This window comes from Streptomyces sp. NPDC017676 (assembly GCF_044329325.1).
Lineage (GTDB): Bacteria > Actinomycetota > Actinomycetes > Streptomycetales > Streptomycetaceae > Streptomyces.
In genome coordinates this window covers 1-13,895 of sequence record NZ_JBIRJA010000013.1, presented here as the reverse complement: position 1 = coordinate 13,895, position 13,895 = coordinate 1, and the positions used below count along the sequence as shown (strand labels likewise).

Here is a 13,895-nt window from a genome sequence, read left to right as displayed (position 1 = left end):
TCCCCCGAACGGGCCACGGGCCCTCCGCGGCGGCATCCGATGGCGGAAGCTGTCAGGTGTGACCCTCCGCACCCGCGCCGCCGTCCCATCGGGCCCGGCGCATGTCGAGCCGCGGCAGATGGCCCTCTGTGCTGCTGCCCGCCTGCCTGAGCGGGGTGCCCTCCGCGCGGTAGTGGGCGAGCGCGCGGAGCTCGTGTCCGGGCAGCAGCACGCCGTCGGCGCGTACGACACGCCACCACGGGACCGCGCCGCCGTAGAGGGCCATCACCCGGCCGACCTGGCGCGGCCCGCCCTCCTCCAGCCACTCCGCGACATCGCCATAGGTCATGACCCGGCCCGGCGGGATCCGCTCGGCGACGTCCAGGACCCGCTCGGCGTACTCCGGCAGGGCGTCCGCGTACCCCGGCAGCGCGTCCGCGTACTCCGCGCGGGCGTCTTCGGGAGGGCTCTGCTCGCTCATCCACCCCATCCTGCCGCACCCCGCCGGCGTTCCGGCGGGGGCCGTGAGGAGCGGTCCTCTCGCCCCCGCGCGGTCCTTGGGGCAGACTGTGCGCCCGCGCATCCGCACCCTGATGCCCGTGAGTGTCGGTGGGGCATGCCACCATCGTGCGGGCGGTGACTGGTGATACGAGACCACGAAGAGACCATGAAGGAGCAGGGCGTGCACCCCGAAGGAGCGGCGGGCACCCCTGATGCCTCCGCGCGCCCCGGTCCCGCCCGCGCGGACGACGGCGGCACCGGCGCGCAGCAGGAAGACACCGGCCGGCACCACCAGGAAGACGCCGGTCAGCGCGAGGACGTCGCCACGCGCGCGCGTGGCGACGGCGGAGCGGACGTCGCAGAGGGGCCGCCCGCCCCCGAGGTGGCGCACGTCCCCGGTAACCCACCCCCGGACCACCGTCCGTGCGCTGACGACGACCCCCACGCCGAGCAGGTGGAGCGCGACGAACCGCTGCTCCCCGCGCGCGTGCACCGCCCCTCCGACCTGATGCGGCTCCTGGTGGGCCTGCTGGGCATCGTGGTGCTGCTCGCCATCGCCGCGTTCGCGCACGGCACCACCTCGGGCCTCGAACAGGACATCAACAAGGGCACCGGACAGGCCCCGGACCTGCTGATCAAGATCGCGGGCCTCGCGTCCAGCATCGCGATCCTGCTGGTGCCGGTCGCGTTCGCGATCGAACGGCTGATCAAACGGGACGGGCTGCGCATCGCCGACGGCGTCCTCGCGGCCGTCCTGGCGCACGGAGTGACGCTCGCCACGGACCTGTGGGTCGCCCGGGCCGCCCCGGACTCGATCCAGGAGGCGCTCACCCAGCCCTCGCCGGGCGACATCCACGCCCTGACCGACCCGGTGCACGGCTATCTGGCACCCGTGATCGCCTACATGACGGCCGTCGGCATGTCCCGCAGACCCAGATGGCGCGCGGTGCTGTGGATCGTGCTGCTGCTCGACGCGTTCTCGATGCTGGTCACCGGCTACACGACCCCCTTCTCGATCATCCTGACCGTGCTGATCGGCTGGACCATCGCCTACGGCACCCTGTACGCGGTCGGCTCCCCCAATGTCCGCCCGACCGGTCAGACCCTGATGGCGGGCCTGAGGCACGTCGGCTTCCATCCCGTCGGCGCGGCCCGCGAGGAAGTGGTGGAGACGGAGAACGGCGACCGGGGCCGGCGCTACTTCGTCTCCCTGGAGGACGGCCCGCCGCTGGACGTCACGGTCGTCGACCGGGAACAGCAGGCCCAGGGCTTCTTCTACCGTGCCTGGCGCAACCTCACCCTGCGCGGCTTCGCCACCCGCTCCAGCCTCCAGTCGCTGCGCCAGGCACTGGAGCAGGAGGCGCTGCTGGCGTACGCGGCGATCGCGGCGGGCGCCAACGCTCCCAAGCTGATCGCCACCTCCGAGCTCGGCCCGGACGCGGTCATGCTCGTCTACGAGCACACCGGCGGGCGCACCCTGGACTCGCTGGCCGACGAGGACATCACCGACGAGCTGCTGCGCAACACCTGGCACCAGGTGAGGGCGCTGCAGTCCCGGCGCATCGCGCACCGCAGGCTGGCCGGAGACGCGATTCTGGTGGATCGTTCCGGCAGGGTGATCCTCACCGAACTGCGCGGTGGCGAGATCGCGGCCGGCGATCTGCTGCTGCGCATGGACGTGGCCCAGCTGGTCACCACGCTCGGCCTGCGGGTCGGTGCCGAGCGGGCGGTGGCCTCGGCGGTCAACGTGCTCGGCCCGGACGCGGTCGCCGACTGCCTGCCGATGCTCCAGCCGATCGCGCTGACGCGCTCCACGCGCGCGACGCTGCGCCGACTGGCCCGCGAGCGGGCCGAGCGCGAACGGGAAGCGGTACTCGAAGCCTCCCGGCAGGCCAAGCTGGCCCGGCTGGAGGAGACGTCCGGAACGGCCCCGGCCGGGCTCGAAAAGCCCGACAAGAAGGCGGTCCGCGCCGAGCAGCGCGCGGAGAAGCGGGCCATCGACGAAGCGCTCGAAGAAGCCCGCGAGGAGGATCTGCTCACCCAGATCCGGCACCAGGTGCTGCGGATCAGGCCCCAGGCGCCCGTGGAACCGGCCCGCCTGGAGCGGGTCCGGCCGCGCACCCTGATCAGCTTCATCGCCGGTGCGATCGGCGCGTACTACCTGCTGACCCAGCTCACCCACATCGAGTTCGGCACGCTGTTCGCGCAGGCCCAGTGGGGGTGGGTGGCTGCCGCGGTGCTGTTCTCCGCGCTCAGCTACGTCGCCGCCGCGATGGCCCTGCTGGGCTTCGTACCGGAACGGGTGCCGTTCCCGCGGACCGTGGCGGCGCAGGTCGCCGGGTCGTTCGTGAAGATCGTCGCGCCGGCCGCGGTCGGCGGTGTGGCCCTCAACACGCGCTTCCTGCAACGCGCCGGCGTGCGCCCTGGGCTCGCGGTGGCGAGCGTCGGCGCCTCGCAGCTGTTCGGGCTCGGCTGTCACATCCTGATGCTGCTGTCCTTCGGCTATCTGACCGGCACCGAGAAGACGCCCTCGCTGTCGCCGTCCCGCACGGTCATCGCGGGTCTGCTGACCGTGGCCGTCCTGCTCCTCGTGGTCACCTCGGTGCCGTTCCTGCGGAAGTTCGTCGTCACGCGCGTGAGGTCGCTGTTCGCCGGTGTCGTGCCGCGAATGCTCGACGTGCTGCAACGGCCCCAGAAGCTCATCACCGGCATCGGCGGCATGCTGCTGCTGACCGCCTGCTTCGTGATGTGCCTGGACGCCTCCATCCGGGCCTTCGGCGACGGATCGGTGTCGCTGAGCATCGCCAGCGTCGCCGTCGTCTTCCTCGCCGGCAACGCGCTCGGCTCCGCGGCGCCCACCCCCGGCGGCGTGGGCGCGGTCGAGGCGACCCTCACCGTCGGCCTGATCGCCGTGGGCCTGCCCAAGGAGGTCGCCGCGCCGGCCGTGCTGCTGTTCCGGCTGCTGACCCTGTGGCTGCCGGTGCTGCCGGGCTGGCTGGCCTTCAACCACCTCACCCGCAAGGGAGCCCTGTAAGCGGGCCTGCCGGTGCGGTCCCGGCCCCGCCGGTTCGTACCTCTTACGGCCCGCGTCCCGCGCGCCCCGGCGTGCGCGCCCCCACGATGGGAGTATGGCGAACCCGTTCCTGCTGCGCGCCGCCGCGCTGACCACCACCGCTGTGCTGCTCGCCGCTGTACTGGCCGGATGCGGCGACAGCGGCAAGGACGGGGATCTCACGGCGCAGAAGCTGGACTGGAAGTCCTGCCCGGCCCCCTCCGAGGCGGAAGGCGGCGGCAGTCCTCCCTCGCCGCTGCCGAACGGCGGGGAGTGGCAGTGCGCGACCATGAAGGCGCCGCTGGACTGGAGCCGGCCGAAGGGCGACACCATCGGCATCGCCCTGATCCGCGCCCGGGCCAGTGGGCCCGAGAGCAGGCGGATCGGCTCGCTCGTGTTCAACTTCGGCGGCCCGGGCGGCAGCGGCGTGACCACGCTGCCCGCGTTCGGCTCGGACTACACGGCCCTGCGCACCCGCTACGACCTGGTCAGCTTCGACCCGCGCGGGGTCGGCCGCAGCGCACCGGTGGAGTGCGAGAGCGACGCCCAGCTGGACGAGTACTTCCAGCAGGACGCCACCCCGGACGACCACGCCGAACAGGGCCAGCTCCTGCAACGCACCAAGCAGTTCAACGCGGCCTGTGAGAAGAACTCCGAGAAGATCCTGCCGCACGTGCGCACCACGGACGCGGCCCGCGACATGGACCTGATGCGCCAGGTCCTCGGCGACGACAAGCTGCACTACTTCGGCATCTCCTACGGAACCGAACTCGGCGGTGTCTACGCCCACCTGTTCCCGAAGAACGTCGGCCGGGCCGTCCTGGACGCGGTCGTGGACCCCACGCAGACCCCGGAGGAGAGCGCGCTCGGGCAGGCCAGGGGCTTCCAGCTCGCGCTCGACAACTTCGCCGAGGACTGCACCTCGAAGACCGAGGAGTGCCCGATCGGCAGCACCGAGCAGGAGGTGAAGGACCGCATCGCGAAACTCCTCGCCGACCTGGAGAAGAAGCCGATCCCGGGCATCTTCCCGCGTCAGCTGACGCAGACCGCCGCCACCAACGGCATCGCACAGTCCCTGTACTCGAAGGACTTCTGGGAGTACCTCACCGAGGGGCTGGAGCAGGCCTACGACGGCGACGGCAGGATCCTCATGCTGCTCTCCGACTCGATGAACGGCCGCAGCGAGAACGGCGAGTACAGCAACCTCACCGCGGCGAACACCGCCATCAACTGCGCCGACGAGAAACCCCGGTACACCGCGGACCACGTCCAGCGGAGCCTGCCCGAGTTCCGCGCCGCCTCCGCGCTGTTCGGCGACTACCTGGCCTGGGGGATGGTCAGCTGCACGAACTGGGCGGTGCCGGGCGCGGCCGACCATCCCGACGTCAGCGCCCCGGGGGCGGCGCCCATCCTCGTCATCGGCAACACCGGCGACCCGGCCACCCCGTACGAGGGCGCGCGGAAGATGGCGGACGCGCTCGGCAGGGGCGTCGGCATCGAGCTGACGTACAAGGGCCAGGGCCACGGCGCGTACGACAGCAAGAACAAGTGCGTGCAGAGCGCCGTGAACGGCTACCTGCTGGATGGGAAGACACCGAAGGCCAACACGGTCTGTTCCTGACGGGCCCCCGAGAACAACGGGCCTCATGGCAGGGGAAACCGCAGGTCAGATGGTTATCCACAGGCCCCCGCAGGTCGATCCCCGGACGCCTACCATGGCCTGAACGCCCGGCGCGGCACGATGCGGCGGGCCTGTCAGGGGGGTGCGCGTGGTGCGATTGCTGCGGTGGACGGCCGCGCTGGCGGCGGGGCTGCTGCTGGCCGGATGCGGGAGCTCGTCCGACGGGGGCGGGAGCGAGGACGAGGGCAAGGGAGCGGATTCGCCTCCCCCGTCGGCGTCGCGCTCCACGACCACGCCGGTGCCGGCCGGCCTTCCGGCCTCCCTCACCTCCCAGCGCCTCGACTGGCACCGCTGCGAGGCCACCGGAACCCCGTCCGCGCCGAGCGGCGCCTGGCGGTGCGCGACGCTCAAGGTGCCGCTGGACTGGTCCCGGCCGGACGGCAGGACGATCGGGCTCGCCCTCGTCCGCGCGCGGGCGACCGGGGATGACCGCATCGGCTCGCTGCTGTTCAACTTCGGCGGCCCGGGCGGCTCGGGCGTGTCGACGATGCCGTACTTCGAGGGCGCCGTCTCGTCCCTCCACGAGCGCTACGACCTGGTGAGCTGGGACCCCCGAGGGGTCGGCGCGAGCGGGGGCGTCCGCTGCCGCGGCGACCGGGAGATCCAGGCCGCCGAGTCCGTGGACGCCACACCGGACACCCCCGCCGAGGAGAAGGCGTACCTCCAGGACGCCACCGACTTCGGCAAGGGCTGCCAGAAGGCCGCCGGCCCGCTGCTGGCCCATGTGTCCACCACCGACACCGCCCGCGACATGGACCTGATGCGCCAGGTCCTCGGCGACGACGAGCTGCACTACTTCGGCATCTCGTACGGCACCGAACTCGGCGGTGTCTACGCCCACCTGTTCCCGAAGCGGGTGGGCAGGCTGGTCCTCGACGCGGTGGTCGACCCGACCGCGGACACGGTGGGCCACGCCGAGAACCAGGCGCGCGGCTTCCAGCGGGCTCTGGACGACTACCTGAAGTCCACCGGCCAGGACCCGGAACAGGGCACCCGGAGGGTGGCCGACCTGCTGACACGGATCGACGCCGAACCGCTGCCGACGTCATCGGGCCGCAAGCTCACCCAGACGCTGGCGGTCACCGGGATCATCCTGCCGCTGTACAGCGAGTCGATGTGGCCGAGGCTGACCGACGCCCTGAAGTCGGCGCAACGGGGCGACGGTTCGGGGCTGCTGGCGCTCGCCGACCAGTACGACGACCGGGACGCCTCGGGCCGCTACGGCACGACGACCCACTCCCAGCGGGTCATATCGTGCCTGGACGACAGACAGCGGCCCACGCTCGTCGAGACGAAGCGGCGGCTGGCGGAGTTCGAGCGGATATCGCCGGTGTTCGGGGACTTCCTCGGCTGGGACACGGCGGGCTGGTGCCACGACTGGCCGGTGCCGGGCCAGTACGACACTCCGGAGGTCAGCGCACCGGGCGCGGCGCCGATCCTGCTGGTCGGCAACACCGGCGACCCGGCCACCCCGTACGAGGGCGCCCGCAGAATGGCCGACGAACTGGGCCGGGCGTGGGTGTCGAACTCACCTGGAAGGGCGAGGGACACGGGGCGTACGGCAACGGGAGCGACTGCGTCCACTCGACGGTGGACGCCTACCTGCTGCACGGAACGGTGCCGAAGGACGGCAAGGTCTGCTCCTGACGCGGACGGGGGCTCCGGGCGCCGTACGCACCCGAAGCCCCCGCCACGCACACCGGGTCAGCGGCTCAGTAGACCGGCTTCTCCGGTTCGATCTGGTTGACCCAGCCGATGACGCCGCCGCCGACGTGGACCGCGTCGGAGAAGCCCGCGGACTTCAGGACCGCGAGGACTTCCGCACTGCGGACACCCGTCTTGCAGTGCAGGACGATCTTCTTGTCCTGCGGCAGGCCCTCCAGGGCGGTGCCCATGAGGAACTCGTTCTTCGGGATCAGCTTGGCGCCCGGGATGGAGACGATCTCGTACTCGTTCGGCTCGCGGACGTCGATGATCTCGATGTTCTCGCCGTCGTCGATCCACTCCTTGAGCTGCTTCGGAGTGATCGTGGAGTCGGCCGCCGCCGCCTGGGCCTCCTCGGAGACGACGCCGCAGAAGGCCTCGTAGTCGATGAGCTCGGTGACCGTCGGGTTCTCGCCGCAGACCGCGCAGTTGGGGTCCTTGCGGACCTTGACCTGGCGGTACTGCATCTCCAGGGCGTCGTAGATCATCAGCCGGCCGACCAGCGGCTCACCGGTGCCGGTGAGCACCTTGATCGCCTCGGTGACCTGGATCGAGCCGATGGACGCGCACAGCACGCCCAGGACGCCGCCCTCGGCGCAGGAGGGGACCATGCCGGGGGGCGGGGGCTCCGGGTAGAGGCAGCGGTAGCAGGGGCCGTACTCGGACCAGAACACCGAAGCCTGGCCGTCGAAGCGGTAGATCGAGCCCCACACGTACGGCTTGCCCAGCAGCACGCACGCGTCGTTGACCAGGTAACGGGTCGCGAAGTTGTCGGTGCCGTCGACGATCAGGTCGTACTGGCTGAAGATGTCCATCACGTTGTCGGCTTCGAGCCGCTCCTCGTGAAGGATCACGTTCACGTACGGGTTGATGCCCTTGACGCTGTCGCGCGCGGACTCGGCCTTGGAGCGGCCGATGTCGGACTGGCTGTGAATGATCTGGCGCTGCAGGTTCGACTCGTCGACCTCGTCGAACTCCACGATGCCGAGGGTTCCCACGCCCGCGGCGGCCAGGTACATCAGCGCCGGCGAGCCCAGGCCGCCGGCGCCCACACAGAGCACCTTGGCGTTCTTCAGCCGCTTCTGCCCGTCCATGCCCACGTCGGGGATGATCAGGTGGCGGGAGTACCTGCGGACCTCGTCTACGGTGAGCTCAGGAGCTGGCTCGACCAGGGGTGGCAGCGACACGGGGACTCCGTTGGTCGGTCGATCACTACAGTTGTTCTCTCTGTAACACTGCCACGGCCTTCTTCATTCCGAGACACCCGTTCCGACTCGCGAGACGATGTCGTCCCAGTAGCCGGGCATGGTCTCCCAGGGGTCCGCGCGACCGTCCCTGTCCGTACGGTCCGTGAAGTAGATCGTGGCCGCCCCCTGCCAGCGGGCGATCCGCAGCGCCTCGTCCAGGTGGGCGCGGGGCACGCCGTGCACGAAGTGGCAGAAGCGGTCCGGTGGGTAGTCGGCGGTCCACTCGGCCGCCTGCGACCAGCGGTAGTCGGACCAGGGGCCGGAGAAGGTCACCAACTGATCGGCGTTCTCGGCGTAGCCGGGGTGCGGGTGGCGGCCGTGGCCGAGGACGATGTGGGCGGTGTCACTGATCGCGCGGAGCGTGGTGATCGCACGGCGCACCTCGGGGAGCGCGGTGCGCTCGGTGGGGCAGCGGTCCAGCAGGAAGCCGTCGACGCCGTACCAGTCGAGGTGGCGGTGGGCGTCGGAGAGCAGGTCGCCGAAGGCGCGGGCGCCGTAGGTGAGGTCCAGGTGGCCGAGGACGCGGACGCCGGCGGCGCGGAGCCGGCACGCCGCTTCCAGGCAGTGCGGGTCGGGGCGGGTGCCGGGGCCGGCGGCGACGTCGAGGACCACCCAGTCCAGCGGGGTGCCGGGGCGGGCGAGTTCCGCCCACTGGGCCGGGGCGACGAGCGGGTGGGCGTAGCCGGGGATGCCGAGGGCGGTGCGGACACCGGTGCCGGTGGCGCCCGCCGTGGTGCTGGTCAGATGCGGCATGCCGCCTCCATCCAGATGTCGGCCAGGGATTCTTCGAGGTTGATGCGGGGCCGCCAGCCGAGCCGGTCGCGCGCGGTGCGCACATCGGCCTGCTGCCAGCTGCCGCAGCCGTCCGGGTACGGGTACGCCACCGGGACCGCGTGCTCGGAGTCGGCGCGGGGGTGTCCGATGGCGCCGCGCAGCGGCCCGGGCGGAGCGTCGAGTTCGTGCAGGGCGCCGCCGTATCCGGCCACGCGCGCGAGGACGGCGGCGGCGTCCCTGAGCCGGACGGCACGGCCGGAGCCGATGTTGATCACGCCCTGCGCGGCGGAGAGCGAGGCGGCGTGCACGGCCCGGGCCACATCGCGGACGTCGACGAAGTCGCGCTGGACACCGAGGCCGCCGAGCTTGAGTTCACCGTCGCTGGACTGCATGGCGCGGCGCATGGCCTCCGCGAGCCGGCCGAGCGGGGAGCCGGCCGGGGTGCCGGGGCCGGCCGGTGAGAAGACCCGCAGCACGACGGCGTCCAGACCGGAGCCGAGGACCAGTTCGGTCGCGGCGAGCTTGCTGACGCCGTACGGGCCGCCGGGGCGCGGCACGGCGTCCTCGGCCGTGGAGGAACCGGGCTGGCTGGGGCCGTACTCGGAACCGCAGCCGATCTGCACCAGGCGGGCACCGCAGCCGCTGCGGCGCAGGGCCTCGCAGACGGTGGCCACGGCGACCGTGTTGTGCCGGGTGAGGTCGCGGGCGCCCCCGCGCGTGGCGCCGGCGCAGTTGATGACGACTCCGGGGTGGACCGCGTCGAGGAACCGGGTGAGCGCGCCCGGGCTGCCGGTGGCGAGGTCGAAGCGGACATCGGCGTCGTCGCCGCGGCCGAGCGCGGTGAGCTGGACGGCCGGGTCGGCGAGCAGGCGGTCGGCGACGAAGCGGCCGATGAATCCGTTGGCTCCGATCAGCAGGACCCTCATCGTGCGGCTCCCGGGGTGTGCGCGCCGGTGGTACCGGCCGTCTCGACGGCTCCTTCGGCGGTGCCGGGCGCTCCGGTGGTTCCGGGGGTTCCGGTCGCTCCGGGTCGGGAGGTGGTCATCTGGTCTTCTCCTTCAGAGGGGTCGTGCGGTTGCCGCCGGCGGTGCGTCGGGCCGGTGGCGGAAGGTTCAGTCGGGTGCTCCCGTCGGCGCGTGGGCCGAGGCCTGGGTGAGGGTGCGGGCGGCGTGCCAGAGGAGGGCGAGGGCCGCGGTGCCACAGGCGAGGGCCGGTGCGGCGGCCTCGCCCCAGGCGCCGACCAGGGTCTCCACCGGGGCCGCCAGGAAGGCGCAACCGGGCAGCCGGCCGGCCAGTGGCAGCGCCAGGGCCGCCGCCTCCGTGGCCGCGGCGGCGCCCAGCGCGAGGGCGGGGGCGTGCCGGTGGCGGTGCACGGTGAGCAGGCGGGCGAGCAGGAGCAGGGCGCCCAGGGCGAGGGCCTGCGGGTGGGCCGCGGGCGCGTGCAGGAGGGTGCCGCAGAGCGCGAGCAGTGCGGCGAGGGCGCCCAGGAACATGGCGAGCACGCCGAGCAGCAGGGGTCTCGCGGCTGCCGTGAAGTCCTCCAGGCCCCGGCTGCGGGCGAGCCTGCGGCGGGCGCCGGCGGCGAGGAGGTGGGCGGACCAGGCCGCGGGGGCACAGGCCAGCAGGAGGGCGAGGACAGGTGCGATGGCCATGGGCCAGGGACCGTCCGGGGCCGCGGTGGGCGGGGTGTCGGGGCCGCCCGTCAGGACGGCGTGGAGGAGGCCGTCGCCGAGGAGGGCGTACCCGAGCAGCCAGAGCGTCCACGCACGCGTGCCGACCGTGGTGCGCCACGCGCGGGTGCCGGGCGGGCCGGAGAGTGGGCCGTGCCGCAGTGCAGCGCGCGTGGCCAGGGCTACGGCGAGGAGGCCGCCGAGTGCCGCCAGCTGGCGGGGGTGTCCCTGGGTGAGGCGCACTCCGGTCACCGTGGCCGTGCCGAGCGCTCCGGGCAGGAGGGCGAGCAGGACCCAGCCGGCGCGGATCCGGGGCACCGGCAGGGGCTCGGGTTCCTGGCGCGGCTCGGCGGTGCGCGGCACGCGCGCGTACAGCTCTTCGGCGAGCGAGAAGACGTCACGGTGCCGGAAGCGGGCGGCGGCGCGGTCGGTGACGCCGTGTGCCTCCAGCCCCGCGGCGATCTCCAAGGGATCCACGGCCCGCTCGCACAGTTCCCGGTACCGGTGCAGCAGGGATTTCACCGGGTCGCCGGACCCACGACGGGGCGCGGGGGCCCACCGCCGCGGGGCGCCCTCCCCCGGCCGCGCATCCGGTACGGCGCGGGAGCCGAGCGGGGTCGGGACCGGCGGAGCCTCGGGTGCTTGCGCGGAGCACTGCTCGGCAGGGGCGGCAGGTGATCCAGCGGCTTGCCCGGCGGAGACGGCCGGCGCCCCGGGGAACTGCCCGGCGGTGACGGCCGGCGTTCCGGAGAACTGCCCGGCGGCTGGTGGTCCAGAGACCTGACTGGCGGAGACGGCCAGCGATCCGGAAAGCTGCCCGCCGACCGGCAATCCAGAGCCGTGCCCGACAGAGACGCCCGGTGATCCCGACCCCTGCCCGGCAGAGACGGCCGGTGATGGGGAGCGCCGTTCTGCCCCGGCGAACGACGACCCCGCGGCTCGCGCGGAGCGCTCGTCGGGCACGTCCGCCAGCCACTCCCCCGACCGCGCGTCCCACGGATCGGCTCCGCTCGGCATCCCCGGCCGGTCCGCTCCGGTCGGCTCCTTCCGGTCCGGCGTGTCACCGCCCGTGACGGAGTCGGGTCGGTCCGCTCCGGTCGGCTCGCTGCGGCGGTCTCCACCACCGGAGTCGGGCCGGTCCGCTCCGGTCGGCTCCCTCCAGCCCGGCGTGTCACCGCCCGTCACGGAGTCGGCACCACCCGGCTCGCCCGCCGGGCCGGTGACCGGCCCGTCCGCCGGACGTGCGTCCAGCTCGCTCATCGGACACCCTCCGTCGCCGTCGCCAGCGGGGTCGCTCGGACGGGGGTGGTCGTGGCCCAGGTAGGGATGGAGCGGGGAAGGACGCGGGGTGTGGGGCCGGTCCAGTGGCCGGGGACGTGGGACTCGGCGGGGGCGGCGAACGGCAGGGGTTCGCCGGACTGGTCCAGGACCACCCGGCGGACCGGGCAGCGCGAGACGATCTCCAGGTAAATGCCGTGAAATGCCGCGACGTTCTGCTCGACGGTGAACAGTTCGAGCGCCCGTGCACGTGCGGCGGCACCCAGGCGCTCACGGCGCTCGGGGTCGCGCAGCAGCGCCACGCACGCCTCGGCGAGCGCCCTGGGGTTGCGCGGGGGCACGACCAGTCCCGTGCCGCCGATGACCTCCACCACCGCGCCCACGTCCGTGGACACGGTGGCCCGGCCGCAGAACATCGCCTCGACGAGGCTGATCGGGAAGCCCTCGATGACGCTGGAGAGGACGACGACCGCGCCGGCGGCGTACGCGTCGGGCAGCGTCGGGACGTCCGGGGCGCCGATCTCCTCGAAGGAGACGGGGTTGTCGCCCACGGCGTGCGCGCCCTCCGCCTCGTCCGGGAACAGCTGGGCGGCGAGCGCCCGGCAGTGCCCCAGGTACGCCGCGCCCTCCGCACCGGAGGGCGCGCCGACGATCCGCAGACGCGCCTCGGGCTCCTCCTTGCGCACCTCCGCGAAGGCGTGCAGCAGCGACACCAGGTCCTTGGCGGGGTCCACGCGTCCCACCCAGACCAGGGTGTGCGGGTCGGCGCGGTCCGGGGACTCGCCGACCTCCGTGAACCGGTCGGCCGCCATGCCGGGGTACACCGTGCGGATACGGGCGCGGTCGGCGCCGCACCGTTCCTGCCAGCGGCGGGCGTGGGCGTTGCCCGGGGTGAGGATCTCGGCTCCCCGGTAGACCTCGGCGGCGAGCCGGCCGTGGAAGGCGCCGAGCAGGGCGCGTACGGCGGGGGTGGCGTTGTCGGAGCCGAGGGTCAGGTAGTGCGAGCGGAGGTGCACGCCGTATTCGGTGACCAGCAACGGTACGCCGGAGAAGTGCCGGGCGAGGAGGCCGCAGAGGGCCGCGGGGCCGCCCGAGGTGGCGTGGCAGAGGTCGGCCGCGCCGAGGCCGTCGTCGCCGTACCAGTCGAGGGAGAGCGGGCGCAGGGCGCGTTCGAGGTGCGCGGCGACGGTGAGCAGATCGGCTACGCGCGCCTCGCGCGCCGTGCGGAGCGCGCGAGGCGCGCGACAGGCGCGTTCCAAGGCGCGCACGGCAGCGTCGGAGCGCAGGGCGCCGACGAGTCCGCCCTCCTCGCGGGCGAGTTCGGCGAGCGCGTACAGGGCACTGCCGAAACGGTCCGCCAGATCGGCGGAAGCGCCCTGCGACCGGAGGATGTCCGACGCGTACCCGGACCCGGCCCCGGTGCCCCCCGCACGCTCAGCCCCGGCCGCGACGCCCCCGACGCGCAGCAACCCTGCCTCGGCGCCCCCTGCGCCTTCGGCCCCTCCCCCGTCGCCCCCGGCGCACACCGCCGACACCAGCTCCCCGTAGCACTCGGCGAAGCGCCGGCGTGCGCGTCGCCCGTACGCGACCCCGTCGTCCACGGCCGTCCACAGCGGCGCTGTGCGTACCCGGCTGACCTGCGGCGGGAGCGGAACGCAGCCCTCGGCTTCCTGGTGCCGGCCGCGACTGAGCGCGTAGACGTCGAACTCGTGCTGGTCGAGCCCGCGTACGAGCCGGTCGCACCAGAGCATGGCGTCACCGCTCGCATAGGGGTAACCACCCTCGGTAAGCAGTCCTATGCGCACGTGTGCACCCCCGATCTCCCGTCTGGGGAGCCGCCGTTGTCCTGGCGGCTCGCAGCGGGACGAACGTAAGGGGACAAGGCGGTGGGGGGGGGGGGGGGGGGGGGGGGGGGCCGGCCCCCCGCGCGGGGGGGGGGGGGGGGGGGAAAAAAAAAAAAAAACCCCCCCCCAGAAAACCCCCCCGGGGCGGGGGGGCGCCAAACAAAA

General features: G+C 73.2%; 9 protein-coding genes and 1 pseudogene. 3 read left to right on the top strand and 7 right to left on the bottom strand.

Annotation, left to right across the window (positions count from 1 at the left end; genetic code table 11):
• Positions 1-52: 52 nt before the first annotated feature.
• On the bottom strand, positions 53-460 hold the full coding sequence (locus ACH4LD_RS26995) for an MGMT family protein (protein ID WP_398056145.1): 408 nt from the start codon (positions 458-460) through the stop codon (positions 53-55).
• A 186-nt stretch (positions 461-646) separates the two neighbouring features.
• Here ACH4LD_RS26995 and ACH4LD_RS26990 point away from each other — a divergent pair, with 186 nt between their 5' ends.
• The 3 genes and pseudogenes from ACH4LD_RS26990 (at position 647) to ACH4LD_RS26980 (ending at position 6,860) form a co-directional block, all read left to right on the top strand.
• A complete protein-coding gene (locus ACH4LD_RS26990) occupies positions 647-3,514 on the top strand; it encodes a YbhN family protein (protein WP_398056146.1) in 2,868 nt (955 codons plus the stop codon).
• Positions 3,515-3,608: 94 nt separating this feature from the next.
• Positions 3,609-5,153 carry an alpha/beta hydrolase gene (locus ACH4LD_RS26985; protein ID WP_398056147.1) on the top strand — a complete coding sequence of 515 codons (1,545 nt, stop codon included), beginning with the start codon at positions 3,609-3,611 and terminating at the stop codon, positions 5,151-5,153.
• Positions 5,154-5,301: 148 nt separating this feature from the next.
• A pseudogene (locus ACH4LD_RS26980) lies at positions 5,302-6,860 on the top strand (alpha/beta hydrolase).
• A gap of 65 nt (positions 6,861-6,925) precedes the next feature.
• On the opposite strand, the gene moeZ reads toward ACH4LD_RS26980, so the two are convergent.
• The 6 genes from moeZ to ACH4LD_RS26950 all read right to left on the bottom strand — a co-directional run bounded on the left by moeZ (position 6,926) and on the right by ACH4LD_RS26950 (position 13,691).
• Positions 6,926-8,104: an adenylyltransferase/sulfurtransferase MoeZ gene (gene moeZ, locus ACH4LD_RS26975; protein WP_103817693.1), complete on the bottom strand. Its 1,179-nt coding sequence runs from the start codon at positions 8,102-8,104 to the stop codon at positions 6,926-6,928.
• Positions 8,105-8,167: 63 nt separating this feature from the next.
• Positions 8,168-8,917: a spherulation-specific family 4 protein gene (locus ACH4LD_RS26970; RefSeq protein WP_398056148.1), complete on the bottom strand. Its 750-nt coding sequence runs from the start codon at positions 8,915-8,917 to the stop codon at positions 8,168-8,170.
• The gene (locus tag ACH4LD_RS26965; protein ID WP_132788537.1) at positions 8,905-9,864 is read right to left on the bottom strand and encodes an NAD-dependent epimerase/dehydratase family protein; all 960 of its coding nucleotides are present in this window, start codon (positions 9,862-9,864) and stop codon (positions 8,905-8,907) included. The genes ACH4LD_RS26970 and ACH4LD_RS26965 overlap by 13 nt, the downstream gene beginning before the upstream one ends.
• Complete coding sequence (locus ACH4LD_RS26960; RefSeq protein WP_398056149.1) at positions 9,861-9,983, bottom strand: hypothetical protein; 123 nt, start codon at positions 9,981-9,983, stop codon at positions 9,861-9,863. The genes ACH4LD_RS26965 and ACH4LD_RS26960 overlap by 4 nt, the downstream gene beginning before the upstream one ends.
• A 67-nt stretch (positions 9,984-10,050) precedes the next feature.
• Complete coding sequence (locus ACH4LD_RS26955; protein ID WP_398056150.1) at positions 10,051-11,130, bottom strand: hypothetical protein; 1,080 nt, start codon at positions 11,128-11,130, stop codon at positions 10,051-10,053.
• A 734-nt stretch (positions 11,131-11,864) separates the two neighbouring features.
• Complete coding sequence (locus ACH4LD_RS26950) at positions 11,865-13,691, bottom strand: DUF3492 domain-containing protein (protein WP_398056151.1); 1,827 nt, start codon at positions 13,689-13,691, stop codon at positions 11,865-11,867.
• Between the last annotated feature and the right edge of the window lie 204 nt (positions 13,692-13,895).

Bases quoted from the DNA above. Each gene is read 5' to 3' on its own strand.
- ACH4LD_RS26995 (WP_398056145.1), bottom strand. From the start codon at position 460: ATGAGCGAGCAGAGCCCTCCCGAAGACGCCCGCGCGGAGTACGCGGAC.
- ACH4LD_RS26990 (WP_398056146.1), top strand. From the start codon at position 647: ATGAAGGAGCAGGGCGTGCACCCCGAAGGAGCGGCGGGCACCCCTGAT.
- ACH4LD_RS26985 (WP_398056147.1), top strand. From the start codon at position 3,609: ATGGCGAACCCGTTCCTGCTGCGCGCCGCCGCGCTGACCACCACCGCT.
- ACH4LD_RS26970 (WP_398056148.1), bottom strand. From the start codon at position 8,917: ATGCCGCATCTGACCAGCACCACGGCGGGCGCCACCGGCACCGGTGTC.
- ACH4LD_RS26965 (WP_132788537.1), bottom strand. From the start codon at position 9,864: ATGAGGGTCCTGCTGATCGGAGCCAACGGATTCATCGGCCGCTTCGTC.
- ACH4LD_RS26960 (WP_398056149.1), bottom strand. From the start codon at position 9,983: ATGACCACCTCCCGACCCGGAGCGACCGGAACCCCCGGAACCACCGGA.